Source organism: Sphingomonas endophytica, from assembly GCF_001476895.1.
Lineage (GTDB): Bacteria > Pseudomonadota > Alphaproteobacteria > Sphingomonadales > Sphingomonadaceae > Sphingomonas > Sphingomonas endophytica_A.
Map to the genome: position 1 here is coordinate 1 of NZ_LDTB01000071.1, position 20883 is coordinate 20883.

Sequence of the window (20883 nt, forward strand, 5' to 3'; positions counted from 1 at the left end):
AGAAGGTGTATAAGAGACAGCGACTGGGCTCCCGCCCGCCGCCGTGTCGCTGTCCTGCTGCCCGCGAATACCGGTTCCGATTGCGGCACGCGCCGCGACTATGTGTGGGACGGCACCACCTTCCGCCTCGCCGAAGAGCGCATCGTCACCGAATGCCGCCGCAGCACCCGCGAGGTAACGACGCGCCGCGCGGCCGTCACCGTGCGATAGACAGGGTGCCGACGAAAACATTGATCCTACCGTCCTTGTCGCGCAGGCAAGACCTCCGCGAACGGTCCTGACGTGCTCCTGCGAACGCAGGAGCCCAGCGCGGTGGACCGGACAAGCTGTTCCGGCATTCGCCGGAACGGCAAGGGCGTCTGCTCCCCTCGTCACCCCGGCGCAGGCCGGGGTCCACCGCTCCGCACGATCGACGGCTTGGGCGCATGCCGCACCATGGATGCCGCCCTGCGCCGGCGTAACGCACCCTTCGCCGTTACGGCGCGGGCCGCTCCGCCTGCGCCTCCGCCAGGATCACCGCGAACCGTCCCTCGGCATCGGTCCACTCCTTCACGGGCGTCCACCCGCCCGCACGCAGCAGGATGCGGGCGTCGCGCGCGCCATATTTATGGCTGTTCTCGGTATGGATCGTCTCGCCCGCCGCGATCGCGAAGTCGCGCCCGTCGACCGTGAACGCCACGTCGCGCGTCGCCGCGAGATGCATCTCGATCCGCGCGCGATCGTCATTCCATACCGCCTTGTGAACGAAGGCATCGACCGGGATCGTCCCGTCCAGCTCGCGGTTGATCCGCTCCAGCAGGTTGCGGTTGAACGCCGCCGTCACGCCCTGCGCATCGTCGTAGGCGGGGACCAGCACCGCCGGATCCTTGATCCGGTCCATCCCGATCAGCAGCATCGCGCCCAGCCCCAGCGACGCCCGCATCGCGCGCAGCAGGTCGATCGCGGCGTGCGGGATCAGGTTGCCGATCGTCGATCCCGGAAAGAACCCCAGCTTCGGCGTCTCCGCGATCGCGGCCGGCAGGTTCAGCGGCCGGGTGAAGTCGCCCTCGAACGGCATTACCGGCAGGCCGGGAAACGCCTGCGACAGGTCGCTGGCCGACTGGCGCAGGAACTCGCCCGAAATGTCGATCGGCACATAGGCCGACGGCGCGACGCAGCGCAACAGCACCGGCGTCTTGGTCGACGATCCGGATCCGAACTCGACGACCGCGCGCCCCTCGCCCACCAGCGCGCATAGCTCCGGGCAAAGCTCGTGCAGCAGCGCGGTCTCGGTGCGGGTCGGATAATATTCGGGCAGGTCGGTGATCTGCTCGAACAATTGCGATCCGCGATGATCGTAGAACCAGCGCGCCGGAATCGCGCGCGGCCGGCGCTCCAGCCCGGCGAGCACGTCGGCGCGGAACTGCGGGTCTGCCAGCGTCATCTGGCCGTCCTCGGCTTCGGGTTTCAGCATCGCGTCACACGTCCTTTGCCAGTCGCACGCCGGTGAATTGCCAGCGCTGGTGCGGGTAGAAGAAATTGCGGTAGCTGGCGCGCGCATGGCCGCGCGGCGTCGCGCAGCTGCCACCGCGCAGCACGAACTGCCCGTTCATGAACTTGCCGTTATACTCGCCGACCGCGCCCTCGACCGGGCGGAAGCCTGGATAGGGGCGGTACGCCGATCCGGTCCATTCCCATACGTCGCCGAAGAACGCCGGCCCGCCCGGTGACGGGCGCGGTTCGACCGCGCCGGCGGTGTCCAGCTGATTGCCGCCCCCCGCGTCATGCCCTGCGGCGCCGGCCTCCCACTCGAACTCGGTCGGCAGACGCGCGCCCGCCCAGGTCGCATAGGCATCCGCCTCGTAGAAGCTGATATGCGTCACCGGCGCAGCCGGATCGATCGGCCGCCGCCCGTCCAGTCCGAACCGCGACCAGAGGCCGTCACGCGCTTCCCAGTATAGCGGCGCGCCGATCCCCTCGCGCTGGACCCACGCCCAGCCGTCGGACAGCCACAATCGCGCATCGCGGTATCCGCCATCGGCGATGAACGCGGTCCACTCGCCGTTGGTCACGGTCCGGTCGGCAAGCGCGTGCGCGGGGATCAGCGCGCGGTGGCGCGGTCCCTCGCAATCGAATGCGAACCCGTGGCCATCGTGGCCGGTCTCGACCACGCGCTCGGCGCTCTCGATCCAGCCGACCGGCCCCGGCATCGCGACCGGCTGCTTGCGCTCCGGCGCCCAGATCGCCGGCTCCAGCGGATTTTCGGAGAACAGGTGGAGCATGTCGGTGACGAGCAGTTCCTGATGCTGCTCCTCGTGATGGCACCCCAGCGCCACCAGTTCGCGCGCGGCCTCGGGCAGGTCGTCGATCACCGTCAGCAGCGCGGCATCGACGGCGGCGCGATAGGCCAGCACGTCTTCCAGCGTCGGGCGCGTGATCATCCCGCGCCGCCCGCGCGCGTGCCGCCGCCCCTCCGCCTCGTAATAGCTGTTGAACAGGAAGGGAAAGCGTTCGTCGTGCAGCCGGTATCCCGGCGCATGATCGCGCAGCACGAACGTTTCGAAGAACCACGTCGTATGCGCCAGATGCCATTTCGCCGGGGAGGCATCGTCCATCGACTGGACGGTGGCGTCCGCATCGGACAATGGGGCGACCAGCGCCTCGCTCAGCCGCCGCACGCGCGCATAGCGGTCGGCCAGCGTTGAAGTCCCGGCGTCGTACCGGGGTCGGGCGTCCATGATCGTCCTCCTGCAGCTACCCGGGGGATCGGGCGTGCACGGGACTGTCCTATTTTATCGGTTTGCCCCTGCGACCCACAGAACGTCCCCACCTGCGTTAAGGTTCACGTGGCGGCACGCGACAAAAAGAAAATCCGACAGGCGGTTGAGGTAGATCAGCGCCTGCGGGTTGGCATGCGGCGCCAGCGCCACCGCCGCGCGTTCCGCACGCCGCACGATCGCACGCGCCAGGTGCAGCGCCGCCGCCGCCCCGCCGGGCAGCACGAAGCTGGTCAGCGGCGGCACGTTCGCGTTCAGCGCGTCGATCTCCGCCTCCAGCCGGGCGACCTGCGCCGGCACGATCCGCAGTGTCATCTCGCCCGGTTCGTAATCGTCGCCCGGCGTCGCCAGATCCGCGCCCAGGTCGAACAGATCGTTCTGCACCCGCGTCAGTTGCTCGATCAGCGCCGCGTCGGACAGGCCCGCGATCGCCACCCCGATCGCGCTGTTCGCCTCGTCGACATCGCCGATCGCCTGCATCCGCACATCGGTCTTCGCGATGCGGCTGCCGTCCGACAGCCCCGTCGTGCCGGTATCGCCGGTGCGGGTATAGATACGGTTCAGCCGGACCATCAGGTGCGCCCCGCCGCGAACAGGATCACCACGACGATCAGGATCGCCAGCGCCTGATAGAAGATGCGCATCTGCATCATCCGGTTGGACTTCAGCTGCGCCGCGCTGGGCCCGTCACCATGCACGTCGGCGGAGGCGCTCTGGAGGAAGGAGACGATGCCGCGCACCAGCGCGACCACCGTGGCGATCATCGCCGCGACCAGCAGGATGACGAGGAGCGTGTTCATGACGCGAAGCTAGGACGCCCGTCATCAAACGGCAATGCCTCCCCCACGCCGGCGCGCAACCGCGCCGCCACCGCCAGCCCGTCCTCCCCCGCCGCGCGCATCGCCGCCAGCGTCGGCGCGCCGTGGCGCTTCGCCAGCCGCTCGCCGTCCGCACCCGTCAGCAGGTCGTGATGCCACCAGCGCGGCACCGGCAGTTCCAGCAGCGCCTGCAACACCCGGTGCACATGCGTCGCGGTGAACAGGTCGCGGCCGCGCACGACATCCGTCACCCCCTGCGCGGCGTCGTCGACCGTCACCGCCAGATGATAGCTGGCCGGCGCATCCTTGCGCGCCAGCACCACGTCGCCCTGCGCCAGCGCGGCGTTCGCGACGACCCTCCCGTGATCGGTCCACGACAGGTCGCCGGCCCGCGCCACCGCCGCGGCAATGTCGAGCCGCCAGCAATGCGGCGCATCGCGCGTCGGCGCCCCGCGGCACGTCCCCGGATAGACCGGCACCGCCCCGTGCGGCGCACTCAACGCCCCGGCGATCTCCGCGCGCGTGCAGTAACACCGATACAGCAGCCCCATCGCCCGCAACCGTGCCAGCGCCGCCGCATACCGATCCAGCCGCGCCGACTGGAACACCACCTCCCCGTCCCATGCCAGCCCCAGCCAGCGCAGATCATCGACGATCGTCGCGACATGCTCGGGCCGGCTGCGCGTGCCGTCGATATCCTCGATCCGCAGCAGGAAGCGCCCGCCCCGCGCCCGCGCATGGTCATGCGCGCAAATCGCGGAGAAGGCATGCCCCATGTGCAGCCGCCCGGTCGGCGACGGCGCGAAGCGGGTGATGACGGTCATGCCCTCCCTCTACGCGCGGACAAGAGGGTGACGAAAGCCGATATCGCGCGTTAGGAAGCGCCTATGACCGAGATGAAGCCCCCCGTCGCCGCCACCCGCCCGCACCGGTTCACGATGCACGGCCACACGATCGAAGACCCCTATGCCTGGCTGCGCGACCCCGACTACCCCGACGTCACCGACAAGGACGTGCTGGCCTATCTGAATGAAGAGAACGCCTATTTCGAGGCGCGGATGGCCGCGCACCAGCCGCTGGTCGATCGCCTCTACGAAGAGATGAAGGCGCGCATCAAGGAGGACGAAAGCAGCGTCCCGCAAAAGGACGGCGACCATCTCTACTGGACCGCCTACGAAACCGGCGGCCAGTATCGCAAATGGTGGCGGCGGCCGGTCGCGGGCGGCTCCGACGAACTGCTGCTCGACGAACCGGCGCTGGCCGAGGGCAAGGAATATTTCCGGCTCGGGGCGCTGTCGATCAGCGAGGACGGCACGCTGCTCGCCTATTCGACCGACGACGACGGATCGGAGCGCTACACGATCCGCTTCAAGAGCCTGAACGGCGCGGCCGATGCGACCGAGGAGATCGCCTCCGCCGCCGGCAAGTGGGGCGATACCTCCATCGAGGGGACGATCGGCAACATCGTCTTCACCAGCGACGGCAGCGGCATCCTCTACGGGCTGACCGACGACCAGTGGCGCACGCGCACGATCAAGTTCCATCGGCTCGGCACCGCCAGTACCGACGACGTCACGCTTTATTACGAGGAAGACCCCGTCTTCTCGGTCGGCGTCAGCCAGACCAGCGACCGCAAATGGATCGCGCTGGTCGCCAGCAGCCACGACACCAGCGAGATCCGCCTCTACCCCGCCGACGATCCCTTTGCCGAGCCGATCCTGATCGCCCCGCGTCGGGACGGCCGCGAGTATGACGTGGATACCCACGGCGACACGCTCTTCATCCACACCAACGATACCGATCCGATGTGGCGGCTGGTCACTGCGCCGATCGCGTCGCCCGGCGAATGGACGGAGCGGATCGCGCCCAGCCCTCACTTCTATATGACCGGCGTCGAATGTTTCCGCGACTTCTTCATCGTCGAAGGGCGCGAGGACGGGCTCGACCAGATCGAGCTCCATTCCTACGATGCCGCCACGCCGCCCCGCCGCATCGCCTTCCCGGAGGCGAGCTACGCCGCAGGCCTCGGCGACAATCCCGAATATGATCAGACGGTTCTTCGGCTCGGCTATGAGTCGATGGTAACGCCCGGCACCGTCTACGATTATGATGTCGCGACCGGCGAACTGACCACGCTCAAGGTGCAGGAGATCCCCTGCGGCTATGACGCGACCCGATATGCGACGCAGCGGCTGACGATCACCGCCCGCGACGGTACGGAAGTGCCCGTCTCGATCGTCTATCCCCACGACTTCCCGCGCGACGGCTCGCGCCCGCTGTTCCTCTATTCCTACGGTGCCTATGGCCACGCGATCCCGCCGGGATTCTCGACCGGCCGGCTCAGCCTGCTCGATCGCGGCTTCGCCTATGCCATTGCGCATATTCGCGGCGGCGACGACCTCGGGCAGCAATGGTATCACGACGGCAAGCTGGAGAAGCGCACCAATACATTCAATGACTTCGTGGACGTTGCGAAGGCATTGGTCGAACAAGGCTGGACCAGCGCGGGGCGCATCGCCATCGCCGGCCGCTCGGCGGGCGGCGAGCTGATGGGCGCGGTCGTCAATTCCGATCCGCAGCTCTGGGGCGCGGTGATCGCCGACGTACCGTTCGTCGACGTCCTCAACACGATGCTCGACGAGACGCTGCCGCTGACGCCGGGCGAATGGCCCGAATGGGGCAACCCGATCGAGGATCCGAAGGCCTTCGACCTGATCCGCAGCTATTCGCCCTACGACAATGTAAAGGCGCAGAATTACCCGCCGCTGTTCATCTCCGGCGGCCTCAACGATCCGCGCGTCACCTATTGGGAACCGGCCAAATGGGCCGCCAGACTGCGTGCGACCAAGACCGACGACAACATCCTGCTGCTCAAGACCAACATGGGCGCGGGCCATGGCGGCAAGTCCGGTCGGTTCGAAAGCCTGCGCGAAGGCGCGGAAGAACACGCCTTCGTCCTGTGGCAATTGGGCGTGGAGGGGTGACGGCCACTCCAACGCCAGCCCAGCACCGGTGCGTGACAAGTGTCACGCACTCTCCTTCACTCACGACGGCGATGAAGGGATATCGCCGGACGAGAGCGCACCAACTTCGCGTCTCCGCGCCTCCGCGTGAACCGACCTTCTTTTCTACCGTATGCCGGGGACGATACGCGCCATCGGGATCGTGCCGCCACTGGGCCCCGGCCTCCGCCGGGGTGAGGGGCACGGGCAGCGGGATCGCAAGACCAAGAGCCCATCACGCATGACGATCGAGGCGATCGTCGCGCGCTACGGCCTTGCCGCGCTGTTCGCGGGCGCCGCGCTGGAGGGCGAAGCCGCCGTCGTCGCGGGCGGCATCCTCGCGCACAAGGGGCTGCTCTCCTATCCGCTCGCGATGCTCGTCGCCGCGCTCGGCTCCTTCGCCGCCGATCAGGCGTGGTTCTACGCCGGCCGGCACTTCCGCGACCATCGCCGGGTCGCCGCCGCGCGCGCCAGACCCGCCTTCGCGCGCGCGATCGCCACGTTCGAGCGCTACCCGATCGGCTTCATCTTCGTCTTCCGCTTCCTCTACGGACTGCGCACCGTCAGCCCGATCGCGATCGGCTCCACCAACGTCTCGCCACGCCTGTTCGTCGCGGTCAACGGCGCGTCGGCGGTGGTGTGGGGCGCGCTCTTCACCACCATCGGCTATCTGTTCGGCCACGGGTTCGAGGCGCTGGTGGGCCGCGTCACGCACGATCGCCATCTTTGGTGGCTGGTCGGCGCATTGCTGGTCGCGGGAATCGCGTTCGGGGGATGGCGGTGGTACAAGGCGCGGACATGACCTTCACCCGCGACTTCACCGCCCTGCCCGCCGACATCGATGAGCTCGGCCACGTCAACAATGCCGTGTGGGTACGCTGGATACAGGATCTGTCGGTGTCGCACTGGGAAGCGGTCGCGCCGCCGGAGCAGCAGGCCGCGCATGTCTGGGTCGTGACTAGGCACGAGATCGACTATCGCGGCAATGTCGTGGAGGGGGAGACCGTGACCGGCGAGACCTGGATCCCGGGCGAACCGCGCGGCGCGCGCTTCGACCGCCATTTCCGCTTCCTCGGGACCGACGGCAAGGTCCGCGTGGAAGGCGTGACGACCTGGGCGCTGCTGGACCGGCACACCGGTCGCCTGTTGCGGATCAGGCCGGAGTTCGCGGCACCATTTCTGGAATAGCGCGCCTCCGTCGCCGCCCCTTCCGTGCCCACCCCGCGCTTGCCCTGAGGAGAGGCTGAGCTTATCGACGCCTTGTCTCGAAGGGCACGCGCGAGCGCCCCTCAAGCGCATCGTCCCGCCAGCCCTCATCACCTCCACGCCGTCATTGCGAACGCAGCGAAGCAATCCAGGGCGACCCGGCGCAACAGCCATCAGGAAAGGCGGAGGCCGTCGCCGGCCCCCACCCCGCATCTGGCACCGTCAAACGATCTCAGGCGTTTGCCGGCTGCTTTTCCGAAATCACCTTCAACAGGTCGTCGAACGACTTGGAGAAGCTCGCGACGCCCTCATCGACCAGCGTCTTCGTCACGCCGTCCAGGTCCAGCCCCAGCCGCGCCTGTTCGTCGATCACGTGCCGCGCCGCGTCGACATCCTTGGTCAGCGTCTGCGCGACGGTGCCGTGGTCGCGGAACGCATCCATGGTCTTCGGCGGCATCGTATTGACCGTCTCTGGCCCGATCAGCTCGTCGACATACAAGGTATCGGGATAATCCGGGTTCTTCGTCCCCGTCGACGCCCACAGCAGCCGCTGCGGCTGTGCGCCCTTCGCGGCCAGCTTCTGCCAGCGGTCCGACGCGATGAACTCCTGATACCAGGCATAGGCCAGCTGGGCGTTGGCGATCGCCACCTTGCCCTTCAGCGGCTTGGCCTCGTCACCGCCCTTACCGGCGTCGATCGCATCGTCGATCTTGCTGTCGATGCGGCTGATGAAGAAGCTCGCCACGCTCGCGATCCGCTCTATGGGCAGGCCCTTCTCGACGCGCTCCTCCAGCCCCTCGACATAGGCCATCGCGACCTTCTTGTACGCCTCGACCCCGAACAGCAGCGTCACATTGACGTTGATGCCCTTGGCGATCGTGTCGCGGATCGCGCGCACGCCGTCGTCGGTGCCGGGGATCTTGATCATCAGGTTCGGGCGATCGACCGCCCGCCACAGCCGCTCGGCCTCTTCGGCGGTTTCCGGCCCCTTCAGCGCCAGATACGGCGAGACTTCCAGGCTGACATAGCCGTCCTTGGCGTCCAGCCGGTCATAGACCGGGCGCAGCGTGTCGCACGCCGCCTGGATATCCTTCACCGCCTGCGCCTCGTACCGCGCCATCGGCTCGGCACCGGAATTCGCCTTGTCGAACTCGGCAAAGCCGGCGTCATAGGCATCGCCCGCGCCCATCGCCTTTTCGAAGATCGTCGGGTTGGATGTGACGCCGGTCAGCCCGTCCTCGTCGACCAGCTTCTGCAAGCCACCCTGTTCCAGGAACTTGCGGTCGACGAAATCCAGCCACACCGCCGTCCCGGCGTTGCTGAGGTCCTGTAGCTTGCTCACGTCACACTCCTTCGTCACCCCGGACTTGTTCCGGGGTCCACCCGTCCGCAAGCCCGCCGTTCATGATATTGGCGCGGTGGATGCCGGGACAAGCCCGGCATGACGGTCAGGCCATCACTTCCTTCGCCACCTTCACGACATTATCCACCGTGAAGCCGAACTTGTCCTGCAGCTTGGCGAGCGGCGCCGACGCACCGAAGGTCGACATCGTGATCTGCCGCCCCTCATACCCGACATAGCGATCCCAGCCCAGCGACCCCGCCATCTCGATCGCGACGCGCGCCTTGACCGCCTTGGGCAGCACGCTTTCCTTGTACGCCGCGTCCTGCAATTCGTAGCGATACCAGCTCGGCATCGACACGACCCGCGCCTTCACGCCCTCGCCCTTCAGCTGCTCATACGCCTGCACCGCCAGCGACACTTCCGATCCGGTCGCGATCAGGATCACGTCCGGCGTGCCGTCGCTGTCGGCCAGCACATAGCCGCCCTTCGCGACGCCATCCGCGCTGGCGTACTTGGTCCGGTCGAGCGTCGGCAGCGCCTGTCGCGACAGGATCAGCGCCGTCGGGGTGCCGGCATCCTGCATCACCGCGCGCCACGCCGCCGCGACCTCGTTGGCGTCACCGGGTCGGATCGTGTCGAGGCCGGGGATCGCGCGCAGCGTCGCCAGATGCTCGATCGGCTGGTGGGTCGGGCCGTCCTCGCCGACGCCGATCGAATCGTGGGTGAACACCCACACCGCGCCGATCTCCATGATCGCCGACAGCCGCACCGGGGCGCGCATGTAATCCAGGAACACCAGGAAGGTGGAGCCATAGGCACGCAGGTGCGACAGCGCCATGCCGTTCACCACCGCCGCCATGCCATGCTCGCGCACGCCGAAGTGGAAGTTGGTGCCGCCGTAATTGTCCGCCTCGAACGAGGGCGCGCCCTTGATGTCGGTCTTGGTCGACGGCGCGAGGTCCGCCGACCCGCCAAGCAGCCACGGCACCTTCTTGACGATCGCGTTCAGCACCTTGCCGCCCGCGTCGCGGCTCGCCACGCCCTTCGCGTCGGCCTCGAACACCGGGATCTCGCTGTCCCAGCCCGCCGGCAGCTCATCCTTCAGCAGCAGATCGAGTTCCGCCGCCAGATCAGCATGTTCACCGCGATACTTCTCGAACAGCGCGACCCATTCGTCGCGCGCCTTGCCGCCGCGTTCCTTGACCGACCTGCTGAACCCCTCCTGCACCCCCTCGGGCACGTGGAAGTCCTCGTTCGGCCAGCCATAGGCTTCCTTGGTCTTGGCGATATTCTCCGCCCCCAGCGGCTCGCCATGCGCCTTCTCGCTGCCGGCGCGAGGAGAACCCCAGCCGATGATCGAGTGGACGACGATCAGCGTCGGACGCTCCTGCTCGTCACGGAACGCCTGAAGCGCATCCTTCAACGCGTTGACATCATTGGCATCGTCGACATGCAACACGTTCCAGCCATAGGCCTGGAACCGCTTGCCGACATCCTCGTCGAACGCCAGCGCGGTGTCGCCCTCGATCGAAATCTGGTTGCTGTCGTAGATCCAGCACAGGTTGCTGAGCTTCAGATGCCCGGCCAGCGACGCCGCCTCGGCGCTGACGCCTTCCATCATGTCGCCGTCGCCGCACACCGTGTAGACGTCATGGTCGAACAGCGCGAAGCCCGGCCGGTTGTAGCGCGCCGCCAGCCAGCGCTCGGCGATCGCCATGCCCACCGAATTGCCGCAGCCGGTGCCCAGCGGCCCGGTCGTGGTCTCGACGCCGGTGGTGTGGCGATATTCGGGATGCCCCGGCGTCTTCGACGACAGCTGACGGAACTGCTTGATATCCTCCAGCGACACCGCCGGCTGCCCGCTCTTCTGCCCCTTCGCGTCGATCTCCTCGACCCCCGCCAGATACAGCAGCGAGTACAGCAGCATCGACGCATGCCCGACCGACAGCACGAAACGGTCGCGGTTCGGCCAGTCGGGATGGGCGGGGTCGTAACGGAGGAATTGCGTCCAGATCGTCCAGCCGACCGGCGCCAGCGCCATCGGCGTGCCGGGGTGGCCCGAATTGGCCTTCTGCACCGCATCCATCGACAGGGTACGGATCGTATCGATCTGCAGCCGCTCCGGGCTGCCGTCCTCGTGGATCGCGGAGGTCGTGGCGGTGTCGGTCATGCAAGCCTCATGTCGGGAGTCAGCGAACGAACGCACCGGCATCATGCCGGTTGCCGAGTCCCGGCCCCCTTACCCCGTCGCTCCGTCGCGTTCCAGCCGCGTAACGATACCGTCATGCGCGATATAGGCCGCGTCGACCTCGGTCAGGAACAGCCCGTGCCCCAGCGCGCCGGGGATCTCGTCGATCGCCACCGCCAGCGTGTCGGCATCGGGAAAGACGGCGAACCGCGCGTCCAGGATGATATTGCCGTTGTCGGTCAGCCCGGCACGCCGCGCCACCCGCGCGCCCAGCCGGGAAAGGCGGGCGGTCACGAATTCGCGCGCGAACGGCAGCACCTCGACCGGCAGCGCCGCCGCGCCGATCGCATCGACGCGTTTCGTGGCATCGGCGATCACCACCATCCGCGTCGAGGCCGCCGCGACCACTTTCTCGCGCAGCATCGCCCCGCCCGCGCCCTTGATCGCCCACAATCGCGCGTCGATCTCGTCCGCGCCGTCGATCGTCAGATCCACCTGTGCCACATCGGCGAAATTGCGCACCGCGATCCCCGCCGCCGCGGCCTTCGCGGCGCTGTCGATGCTGGTCGCGACCGCCATGATCCCCAGCCCCTCCGCCGCCCGCCGCCCGAGCGCCTCGATCGCGAACCGCACCGTCGATCCGGTGCCCAGCCCGACCAGCATCCCATCCTGCACCTCGGCGACCGCCGCTTCCGCCGCCAGCCGCTTGTCGTCGTCCTGCATCGTCCGCCTCCGCGTGGAGAGAGCGCGCGACCCTGCCCGATCGTTGCACGATGCGCGAGAATGGGAGGTTCACGCGGGGACGTGGAGGTGCAGAGAGCCCGCGCGGCACCCACGCCCCGCCCGCCGCGATGCGCCCGCGCCGCAGGCCGTCGTCCCGGCGAAAACCGGGATATTTGAATTGTCTGGCGACGCATCCTAAAAAACGCCCTCAGCAAAAGCTGGGGTGACAACGTGCCCGAGATCTATGGCAGGAAACGCCTCACCCGCATTCCCTTGGCGTGCTTCCGCGCCTCGGCGTGAACCAAAAATCCACGCCCCGCCACGAACATCCGAAACCTATTCCCCCGACCGCACTGGCCGCGCCTCCACCACCTCCGGCGCCTCATCCCGGAACGGATGCAGCAGTTCCGCCGCCATCCCGCCCCGGATCGGCTTGTCGATCCCGTACACCGGCGGCCATTGATCCTTAGGCAGGTGCAGCGTCCCGAACATCCGGTCCACCCACGGGAACATCGCCGAATAGTTGCGGTCGCGCCCCTCGGCGCCGTTGGTATGGTGCCAGTGATGGAAGGCCGGCGTCGCCGCCACCTGCTCCAGCCACCCGAACCGCCACCGGACGTTGGCATGGACCAGGAACGACCACACCGTCCCCACCAGCGTCACATAGACCGGGATCATCGCATCGGCGCCCGTCGCCTGCGTGCTGGCCAGCCCCAGCATGTAGAGCGGCACCAGCCCGCACAGCCGCACGAACACGATGTCCAGCGGGTGCGCGCGCGTATTGGCCAACCAATCGAGATGCTCGACCGAATGATGGACCGCGTGGAACCGCCACAGGAACGGCACCTCATGGCACCAGCGGTGCGCCCAATAGGAGCCGATCTCGGCGATCAGCAGCCCGGCGACCAGCTTCGCCGCGAACGGCAGCGCGGCGATCCACGCCAGATAGGCGCCGGGCGTCACCCGCTGCGCCAGCACCGCGACGGTGGCCATGACCGGCGCGATGATCACGCCGGGCAGCAGGCTGTTGAGGAAGTAATAGGCCAGATCGACGAACCGCCACTGGCCGCGCCGCTCGCGCAACGAGAACAGCCATTCCAGCGGCACGAACAGCAGCGCGAGCAGCACCAGCCACACGCTCAACCGCGCCACATCGATCGCCATGCCCGAAAGCGTCATCGCCGCATCCCCATCACCGCACCGCTTCTGCGCCGTACCCCGTCAAGAAACGATGAAGCGGCGGCGCGCTCGAAAGCCCGCCGCCGCCATCATTCACATCGTCAGCAGGTGACGGATCATACCAGCTGCGGGCGTGCCACCTTGCGGCGGCGCATCGCGGCACCGACCACGCCGAAGCCCAGGATCATCGTCAGCCAGGTCGCCGGCTCCGGCACCGCGGCCATCTGGACGTTGTCGAGCAGCAGCGACGGCGGCAGGCCGTTCGGGGTGCCCTGCGCCAGGAACGACAGCGTCTGGCTGGCGCCGGTCGCGGTGAACTGCAGCGAGCCCTTCTGCCAGCCCGAGAAGCCCTTCGGCCCGAGCTTCACGGTGTCGGTCGACTTCGTCGTGCCGCCCAGGCTGACGTCCCAACGCTCGGTGGTGTTACCGGCATAGGTGTACCACGAAGCACCCGCCCAGTCGAAGGTCACCGAATAGAGCTGGCCGACGGTCAGACCCGAAATGACCTGGCTGACCGCGCCATGGAAGTTCGTGTCGCCGTCCGCGAGCAGGAAGTTGCCGCCAGCGGGGCTGGTGCCAGTGAAACCGTTGTCGGCGAAGTTCGCCGCCGCGGCGCCCGCTCCCGGACCGTACAGATAGTCGAGGTTGCCGGCCAGCGACTTGAAGCCGGTGGTGTCGGCGGTATTCGGCTTCAGCAGGAAGTTATAGCCATAGCCGGTGTAACCGTTGGTCGCGGCATTGGTCCAGTCGGTAACCTGATTGTCCTTGAACTGATGCGATTCGGTCAGCGAAGTGCTCTCGAAGCCGCCGTTCTTGACGAGATTGACGCTCTGCGCCGACGCGGCACCCGAAACCATTACCATGGCAGCAGCTGCCAGCAGGTACTTCTTCATCTCTGCTTCCCCCAAATGGCAACGACGCCTCGCCGGTGCCTCTGTTGCTGCGCTTAATGCTTCGGAAAGCTCACGGTCAACACGAAGCGATTTTGTTCCATCTTAGCCGTTTCAATCGCTTAACGAGAGACTGTCCGATTTTGGCACATATTCGTGCCGACGCGGCATGGCCGATGATCGCGCCCGCCGCGCCACCGATCGGCCGGGGGTCCGGGCAAGGCGACGCGCGGCGCACGCCAAAACGGCGGCGCGTCCGAAAACGCGCCGCCGCCGGGAAGAACGCTCGATGAGCGTCGAGGATCAGACGAGCTGCGGGCGCGCCACCTTGCGGCGGCGCATCGCGGCACCGACCACGCCGAAGCCCAGGATCATCGTCAGCCAGGTCGCCGGCTCCGGCACCGCGGCCATCTGGACGTTGTCGAGCAGCAGCGACGGCGGCAGGCCGTTCGGGGTGCCCTGCGCGAGGAACGACAGCTTCTGACTGGTGCTGGTCGCGGTGAACTGCAACGACCCCTTCTGCCAGCCGGAGAAGCCTTTGGGCGCGGTGGTCAGCGTGTCGGTCGACTTGGTGACGCCGTCCAGCGAGACGTCGAAACGCTGGGTCGTCTGGCCCGGAATGGTGAACCAGCTCGCCCCGGCCCAGTCGAACGTGACCGAATAAAGCTGACCGACCGTCAGGCCGGTGACCTGCTGGCTCAGCGCGCCGTGGAAGTTGGTGTCGCCGTCCATCAGGACGTAATTGCCCATGCCGACGCCGCCGTTGAAGCCGGTCGCCGAGTAATTGTTGACGAAGGTGCCGGCCGCGCCCGTGCTCGTATTCGCCGCGCTGCCGTAGGTGCCGTACAGATAGTCGTGATTGCCCCGGAGCGACGTGAAACCGGTGCCGTCCGGGTTGTCGTTCTGGATCAGGAAATTGTAGCCGTAGCCGGTCCAGCCGTTGGTGGCGGCGTTGGTCCAGTTGGCGACTTCGTTGGTGAACTGGCGATTGCCGTTGACGGTGCTGGTTTCGAACTGGCCGTTCTTGACCATATTGACGCTCTGCGCCGAAGCCGTCCCCGAAACGAGCATCACGGCGGCGGCGGCCAACAGATACTTCTTCATGACTGTATCCCCTTTCGACATCAGCGCCATGCCGTGCCTTCGGGATTTCGGATACTGTTCACTCACTTCCGCCGTCAACGCAATGTTCGCAGAAGCCACATCATCCTCAACGACGGAAATACAGCCGTTTGAGTAGTTAATGTCCTCAACTGACACACGTCATGCTATTTCTGATCCCTGGTCTTTGTCGTCGTTTTGGAAATAAGCGCCGACAACGCAGTTAAAACCGCGTTAACACTTTGCGCATCGACAGCATCGCCCGACCGAACCTTCGACTTTTCTTCCGGAGCGTGCCCCGCAGCGACCGACTCGGCGGCCATGCGCTGCGCCTTGTGCGACAGCGCCGCGCTGACCGCCGCGCCCGCCACCGCGGTCAATGCCCCGGCGATCGCCTGCCGCCCGGCCGGCGCCTGCGCCTGTTCGATCAGCCGCTCGCCGGCCTTGCGCAGTTCCTTGGGCACCTTCACGCCCAGCACGTGCCGGGGCAGCTTGCCCTTCTTCTTCTTGCCCATCGCGATGCTCCCATGACTGTGGCAGTGATATAAGACACCAGTGCCGCGCCGCAACCACACCGCGCGCGAAACGTCTTGTCGGCGCTTCCCGCCGGTCCCACATCGCCGGGCACGGGCTGGACGCCGCCGAACAAATATGGAACATACATCCCCATGGCATTGACGACGATCTCCGTCCGCGGCGCGCGCGAGCACAACCTCAAGGACGTGAGCGTCGATATCCCGCGCGATACGCTGACCGTCATCACCGGCCTGTCGGGGTCGGGCAAATCGTCGCTGGCGTTCGACACCATCTATGCCGAGGGGCAGCGCCGCTACGTCGAGTCCCTCTCGGCCTATGCCCGCCAGTTCCTGGAACTGATGCAGAAGCCCGACGTCGACCATATCGAGGGGCTTAGCCCCGCGATCTCGATCGAGCAGAAGACGACCAGCCGCAACCCGCGCTCGACCGTGGCGACCGTCACCGAGATCTACGACTATATGCGCCTGCTCTGGGCGCGGGTCGGGGTGCCCTATTCGCCCGTCACCGGCCTGCCGATCGCCGCGCAGACCGTCAGCCAGATGGTCGATCGCGTGATGGCGCTGCCGGAAGGGACGCGGCTCTACCTGCTCGCGCCCGTCGTGCGCGGCCGCAAGGGCGAGTATCGCAAGGAACTGGCCGAGTGGCAGAAGGCGGGCTTCACCCGCGTCCGCATCGACGGCACGATCCACGAGATCGACGAAGCCCCCGCGCTCGACAAGAAGTACAAGCACGACATCGAGGTCGTCGTCGATCGCCTCGCGGTGAACGAGAACGCCGCCACCCGCCTCGCCGACAGTTTCGAGACCGCGCTGAAGCTCGCCGACGGCCTCGCCTATATCGACCCCGCCGATCCCGTGGAGCCGCGCACCCCCGAAAGCGTCGTGCTGGGCGACCACGCCCCCCCGGGCCGCATCGTCTTCTCCGAAAAGTTCGCCTGCCCGGTCAGCGGCTTCACCATCGCCGAGATCGAACCGCGCCTGTTCTCCTTCAACGCGCCGCAGGGCGCCTGCCCCGCCTGCGACGGCCTGGGCGAGAAGCTGGTGTTCGACGAGGATCTGATCGTCCCCAACCACGAACTGTCGATCAAGAAGGGCGCGGTCGTCCCTTGGGCGAAATCCAACCCGCCCTCGCCCTATTACATGCAGGTCATGGCCAGCCTCGCGCGCGAATTCGACTTCTCGCTCGACACGCCGTGGCGCGACCTGCACCCCGAGGTCGCCGACAAGATCCTCTACGGGACCGAGGGCAAGGCGGTCACGCTCACCTTCATCGACGGCAAGAAGAGCTACGACGTCAAGAAGCCGTTCGAGGGCGTCGTCGGCAACCTCAACCGCCGCCTGCTCCAGACCGAGAGTGCGTGGATGCGCGAGGAACTGGCCAAATACCAATCCAGCCAACCGTGCGAGGTCTGCAAGGGCGCGCGCCTCAAGCCCGAGGCGCTGGCGGTCAAGATCGCCGGCGAGGACATCAGCCACGCGACCCGCATGAGCGTGGTCGACGCGCTCGCCTTCTTCACCGACCTGCCCGACCACCTCGGCGATCAGCAGCGCGCCATCGCCGAGCGCATCCTGAAGGAGATCGTCGAGCGGCTCGGCTTCCTCAACAACGTCGGCCTCGACTATCTCAACCTCGACCGCACGTCCGGCACGCTGTCGGGCGGCGAGAGCCAGCGCATCCGCCTCGCGTCGCAGATCGGCAGCGGGCTGTCGGGCGTCCTCTACGTCCTCGACGAACCCTCGATCGGCCTGCACCAGCGCGACAACGACATGCTGCTCGCCACGCTGCGCCGCCTGCGCGATCTCGGCAACACCGTCATCGTCGTCGAACATGACGAGGATGCGATCCGCATGGCCGATTACGTCATCGACATGGGGCCGGGCGCGGGCGTCCACGGCGGACAGATCGTGGCGCAGGGCACGCTCAAGCAGCTCCTGAAATCGAAGACCTCGATCACCGCCGACTATCTGAATGGCACGCGCGAAGTCGCGGTCCCGGCCAAGCGCCGCAAGGGCTCGGGCAAGAAGCTGACCGTCCACAATGCCACCGCCAACAACCTGACCGGCGTCACCGCGTCGATCCCGCTCGGCACCTTCACCTGCATCACCGGCGTGTCGGGTTCGGGCAAGTCGAGCTTCACGATCGACACGCTCTATGCCGCCGCCGCGCGCACGCTCAACGGCGCGCGCATCCTGGCGGGCAAGCACGACAAGATCACCGGGCTCCAGCACCTCGACAAGGTCATCGACATCGACCAGTCGCCGATCGGCCGCACCCCGCGCTCCAACCCCGCCACCTATACCGGCGCCTTCACGCAGATCCGCGACTGGTTCGCCGGGCTGCCGGAATCACAGGCGCGCGGCTACAAGCCCGGTCGCTTCAGCTTCAACGTCAAGGGCGGGCGGTGCGAGGCGTGCCAGGGCGACGGCGTGCTCAAGATCGAGATGCACTTCCTCCCCGACGTCTATGTCACCTGCGACGTCTGCCACGGCGCGCGCTACAATCGCGAGACGCTGGAGGTGAAGCACAAGGGCCACAGCATCGCCGACGTGCTCGACATGACCGTCGAGGATGCCGCGTCCTTCTTCGCCAACGTGCCGCCGATCCGCGACAAGATGGCGATGCTGGTCGAGGTTGGCCTCGGCTACGTCAAGGTCGGGCAACAGGCGACCACGCTGTCGGGCGGCGAGGCGCAGCGCGTGAAGCTCGCCAAGGAACTCAGCCGCCGCGCCACCGGCAACACGCTCTACATCCTCGACGAACCGACCACCGGCCTGCATTTCGAGGACGTCCGCAAACTGCTCGAAGTCCTCCACGCGCTCGTCGAACAGGGCAACACCGTGGTGGTGATCGAACACAATCTCGACGTCATCAAGACCGCCGACTGGATCGTCGACCTCGGACCGGAAGGCGGCGTGAAGGGCGGCGAGATCGTCGCCACCGGCACGCCGGAGGATGTGGCGAAGGAGCCGAGGAGCTTCACGGGGCGGTATCTGGCGTCGTTGTTGACGACGTCGCGTCCAATTGGCAAATATAGCAGGCCTTAGGCCGTACGCATTCCCGTAGCAGGTCATCTGGATTTTAGGTGGAAAGATGGCCAGCATTCTCGGCTTCAGGGTTCGGAATTTCCGTAGCCTAAGAGATGTCACGCTTGGACAATTGTTCAGCCAACGCGAACATTCTGTCGCCCTTACGCCACTGACGGCAGTCATCGGTCGGAATGGGGTAGGGAAAAGTACTCTTTTTGATGCCTTTGGCTTCTTGTCCGACTGCCTTAGACTCGGCGTGGAAGAGGCTTGCGACCAACATAACAGGGGCGGTTTTTCCCGGATAAGATCGCAAGGTATATGCGATCCAATTGAATTCTCTATTTATTATCGTGAAAACGATCGATCTCGACCGATTACTTACGAAGTTTCTTTTGATATAGATAATTCAGGTAGACCATTTGTAAAATCTGAGAGACTGCGCCAACGACGTGCAAATCAGTCCCGTGGATGGCCTTTTTCCTTTCTCATTCTTAATGATGGAAAAGGCCTAGCCTGGAGAGGTGACTCCTTTGGAATTAGCCTCGAAGCAGAACAAGCGCTTGATTTAGACAGTATAATCACTGGATCTGAAGAGGAGTCTTCAGACACCGAAATTGTCGAAATGGATGATCCAAGAAGGCTCGGAATTGCAACCCTCGGATCCCTTCGCCAGCATCCAAGAATTTCGGCTTTTCGGCGTTTCATTGAGGGTTGGCATTTAAGTTATTTTACACCCGATGCCGCACGAAGTTTACCGCTAGCAGGTCCGCAAAGACATCTGAATGTTCATGGCGACAATCTCGGAAATGTTGTCCAGTTTATGGAGCGCGAACATCCAAATAAATTCAAAGAAATTTTAACTGCAATAGCAGAAAAAATTCCGGGGATATCAGCAATTGACACCCATAAAACGGAAGATGGCAGATTGCTGCTTAGATTCAACGATAAAGGATTTAATGATCCCTTTTTTGCTCAACAGATGTCAGACGGCACACTAAAAGTTTTTGCTTACCTCCTATTGCTTGAAGACCCCACACCCCCGCCGTTCCTTTGTATCGAAGAGCCCGAGAACGGACTATATCACAAGCTGCTTGAGACATTAGCGGCGGAATTTCGTTCGCACGCGCGAATGAAAGGCGGCGGCTCACAAATATTCTTGACCACTCACCAGCCTTATCTAGTGGACGCACTTCGACCAGATGAAGTTTGGATAATGGAGCGCGCAAAAGACGGCTTTTCAACTGTAAGAAGAGCCTCTGACGACCCGCTTATCGAAAACATGATACATGAAGGCATTCCCCTCGGAAGCCTCTGGTACAGCGACTATCTGGATGTACAATAATGCACATCGAGTTTCTAGTTGAGGATTCCTCAGGGAAGATCTTTCTAGAAGATATACTTCCCCGCATAATCACCGATCAATCCACTTCCTGGAGGATTCACAGCTATAAGGGGATAGGAAGATTACCGACAAACTTGAAGGGCAAGGCCGACCCCTCGAAGAGGATAATCTTGGACCAATTACCTAGGCTACTAGCTGGGTATGGCAAAACGCCGTACGTTGATGCGGTGGTCGTGATTGTTGATAACGACGATCGAAACTGCAGAGAGTTTCTAGCAGAGCTAATTAGCATTACTCACGTTCATTGCCCGGCATTATCTGTGTTGTTTCGGATTGCGATTGAGGAAATGGAAGCTTGGTATTTAGGAGATCGGCAAGCTATTGGCGCTGCCTATCGGCTGGTTAAACAGTCGGTTCTCAATAACTATAACCAAGACGAAATTTGCGGCACTTGGGAAAAGCTGGCAGATGCTATCACGCCGGGCGGATCATCTCGTATAAAAGCCGAAGGCTGGCCTGCCTCAGGCAAACTAAAGGCAGAATGGGCCAAAAATATCACTCCGCATATGGACGTAGATAGAAACAATTCACCTAGTTTCTGCAAATTTCGAGATGGCGTGAGACGGATCGCAGGCCAAGCAAGTTAACTCAGTTTATAATGACACACTGACGCCCTGTCCTACACCCTCCAACATCCGCCACCCTCCCGCACCCTTACCGCAGGAGGCGCACCCAAAATGACCGTCATGACCCCGATGGAAGGCATCACC

General features: G+C 65.1%; 18 protein-coding genes and 1 pseudogene. 7 read left to right on the plus strand and 12 right to left on the minus strand.

Annotated features, from left to right (window positions below; translation table 11 throughout):
- Nucleotides 1-210: pseudogene (locus tag NS334_RS18710) on the plus strand (DUF1176 domain-containing protein); the annotation flags it as partial.
- Between the two features lie 265 nt (nucleotides 211-475).
- Here the strand turns inward: NS334_RS18710 and egtD are convergent.
- The 5 genes from egtD to gluQRS are packed head-to-tail and all read right to left on the minus strand — an operon-like array spanning nucleotide 476 to nucleotide 4398.
- The gene (gene egtD, locus NS334_RS14735) at nucleotides 476-1453 is read right to left on the minus strand and encodes an L-histidine N(alpha)-methyltransferase (RefSeq protein ID WP_058756716.1); all 978 of its coding nucleotides are present in this window, start codon (nucleotides 1451-1453) and stop codon (nucleotides 476-478) included.
- Nucleotides 1454-1457: 4 nt separating this feature from the next.
- Nucleotides 1458-2717 (minus strand): ergothioneine biosynthesis protein EgtB, encoded by a 1260-nt coding sequence (gene egtB, locus NS334_RS14740; RefSeq protein ID WP_058756717.1) that lies wholly within the window; start codon nucleotides 2715-2717, stop codon nucleotides 1458-1460.
- Nucleotides 2718-2771: 54 nt separating this feature from the next.
- Complete coding sequence (locus NS334_RS14745; protein ID WP_058756718.1) at nucleotides 2772-3329, minus strand: cob(I)yrinic acid a,c-diamide adenosyltransferase; 558 nt, start codon at nucleotides 3327-3329, stop codon at nucleotides 2772-2774.
- Nucleotides 3329-3556, minus strand: a complete 228-nt coding sequence (locus NS334_RS14750) for a twin transmembrane helix small protein (RefSeq protein ID WP_058756719.1) — start codon at nucleotides 3554-3556, stop codon at nucleotides 3329-3331. The genes NS334_RS14745 and NS334_RS14750 overlap by 1 nt, the downstream gene beginning before the upstream one ends.
- Nucleotides 3553-4398 (minus strand): tRNA glutamyl-Q(34) synthetase GluQRS, encoded by an 846-nt coding sequence (gluQRS, locus tag NS334_RS14755; RefSeq protein WP_058756720.1) that lies wholly within the window; start codon nucleotides 4396-4398, stop codon nucleotides 3553-3555. The genes NS334_RS14750 and gluQRS overlap by 4 nt, the downstream gene beginning before the upstream one ends.
- Nucleotides 4399-4461: 63 nt before the next feature.
- Here gluQRS and NS334_RS14760 point away from each other — a divergent pair, with 63 nt between their 5' ends.
- The 3 genes from NS334_RS14760 (at nucleotide 4462) to NS334_RS14770 (ending at nucleotide 7764) form a co-directional block, all read left to right on the plus strand.
- Nucleotides 4462-6558, plus strand: a complete 2097-nt coding sequence (locus NS334_RS14760; RefSeq protein ID WP_058756721.1) for a S9 family peptidase — start codon at nucleotides 4462-4464, stop codon at nucleotides 6556-6558.
- A gap of 259 nt (nucleotides 6559-6817) precedes the next feature.
- On the plus strand, nucleotides 6818-7378 hold the full coding sequence (locus NS334_RS14765) for a DedA family protein (protein ID WP_058756722.1): 561 nt from the start codon (nucleotides 6818-6820) through the stop codon (nucleotides 7376-7378).
- A complete protein-coding gene (locus tag NS334_RS14770; protein ID WP_193753116.1) occupies nucleotides 7375-7764 on the plus strand; it encodes an acyl-CoA thioesterase in 390 nt (129 codons plus the stop codon). The genes NS334_RS14765 and NS334_RS14770 overlap by 4 nt, the downstream gene beginning before the upstream one ends.
- Before the next feature lie 250 nt (nucleotides 7765-8014).
- On the opposite strand, the gene tal is transcribed toward NS334_RS14770, so the two are convergent.
- The 7 genes from tal to NS334_RS14805 all read right to left on the minus strand — a co-directional run bounded on the left by tal (nucleotide 8015) and on the right by NS334_RS14805 (nucleotide 15723).
- Nucleotides 8015-9124 (minus strand): transaldolase, encoded by a 1110-nt coding sequence (gene tal / locus NS334_RS14775; protein ID WP_058756724.1) that lies wholly within the window; start codon nucleotides 9122-9124, stop codon nucleotides 8015-8017.
- 106 nt (nucleotides 9125-9230) lie between these two features.
- Nucleotides 9231-11297 carry a transketolase gene (gene tkt / locus NS334_RS14780; protein ID WP_058756725.1) on the minus strand — a complete coding sequence of 689 codons (2067 nt, stop codon included), beginning with the start codon at nucleotides 11295-11297 and terminating at the stop codon, nucleotides 9231-9233.
- A gap of 69 nt (nucleotides 11298-11366) precedes the next feature.
- On the minus strand, nucleotides 11367-12038 hold the full coding sequence (gene rpiA, locus NS334_RS14785; RefSeq protein ID WP_058756726.1) for a ribose-5-phosphate isomerase RpiA: 672 nt from the start codon (nucleotides 12036-12038) through the stop codon (nucleotides 11367-11369).
- A gap of 336 nt (nucleotides 12039-12374) precedes the next feature.
- A complete protein-coding gene (locus NS334_RS14790) occupies nucleotides 12375-13217 on the minus strand; it encodes a sterol desaturase family protein (protein ID WP_206542664.1) in 843 nt (280 codons plus the stop codon).
- 116 nt (nucleotides 13218-13333) lie between these two features.
- Nucleotides 13334-14110 (minus strand): PEPxxWA-CTERM sorting domain-containing protein, encoded by a 777-nt coding sequence (locus NS334_RS14795; RefSeq protein WP_083500510.1) that lies wholly within the window; start codon nucleotides 14108-14110, stop codon nucleotides 13334-13336.
- A 300-nt stretch (nucleotides 14111-14410) separates the two neighbouring features.
- Complete coding sequence (locus tag NS334_RS14800) at nucleotides 14411-15211, minus strand: PEPxxWA-CTERM sorting domain-containing protein (protein ID WP_058756729.1); 801 nt, start codon at nucleotides 15209-15211, stop codon at nucleotides 14411-14413.
- A 164-nt stretch (nucleotides 15212-15375) separates the two neighbouring features.
- On the minus strand, nucleotides 15376-15723 hold the full coding sequence (locus NS334_RS14805; protein ID WP_058756730.1) for a hypothetical protein: 348 nt from the start codon (nucleotides 15721-15723) through the stop codon (nucleotides 15376-15378).
- Between the two features lie 153 nt (nucleotides 15724-15876).
- On the opposite strand from NS334_RS14805, the gene uvrA reads away from it, so the two are divergent.
- From uvrA to NS334_RS17830, 3 genes are read left to right on the plus strand one after another with little or no spacing between them, the layout of a single operon-like run.
- Nucleotides 15877-18789, plus strand: coding sequence for an excinuclease ABC subunit UvrA (uvrA, locus tag NS334_RS14810; RefSeq protein ID WP_058756731.1), 2913 nt, complete (start codon nucleotides 15877-15879; stop codon nucleotides 18787-18789).
- 46 nt (nucleotides 18790-18835) lie between these two features.
- Nucleotides 18836-20113: an AAA family ATPase gene (locus NS334_RS17825; protein ID WP_083500511.1), complete on the plus strand. Its 1278-nt coding sequence runs from the start codon at nucleotides 18836-18838 to the stop codon at nucleotides 20111-20113.
- Entirely contained in the window at nucleotides 20113-20760 is a 648-nt protein-coding gene (locus NS334_RS17830; protein ID WP_083500512.1) for a DUF4276 family protein, read from the plus strand. The genes NS334_RS17825 and NS334_RS17830 overlap by 1 nt, the downstream gene beginning before the upstream one ends.
- Nucleotides 20761-20883: the final 123 nt, after the last annotated feature.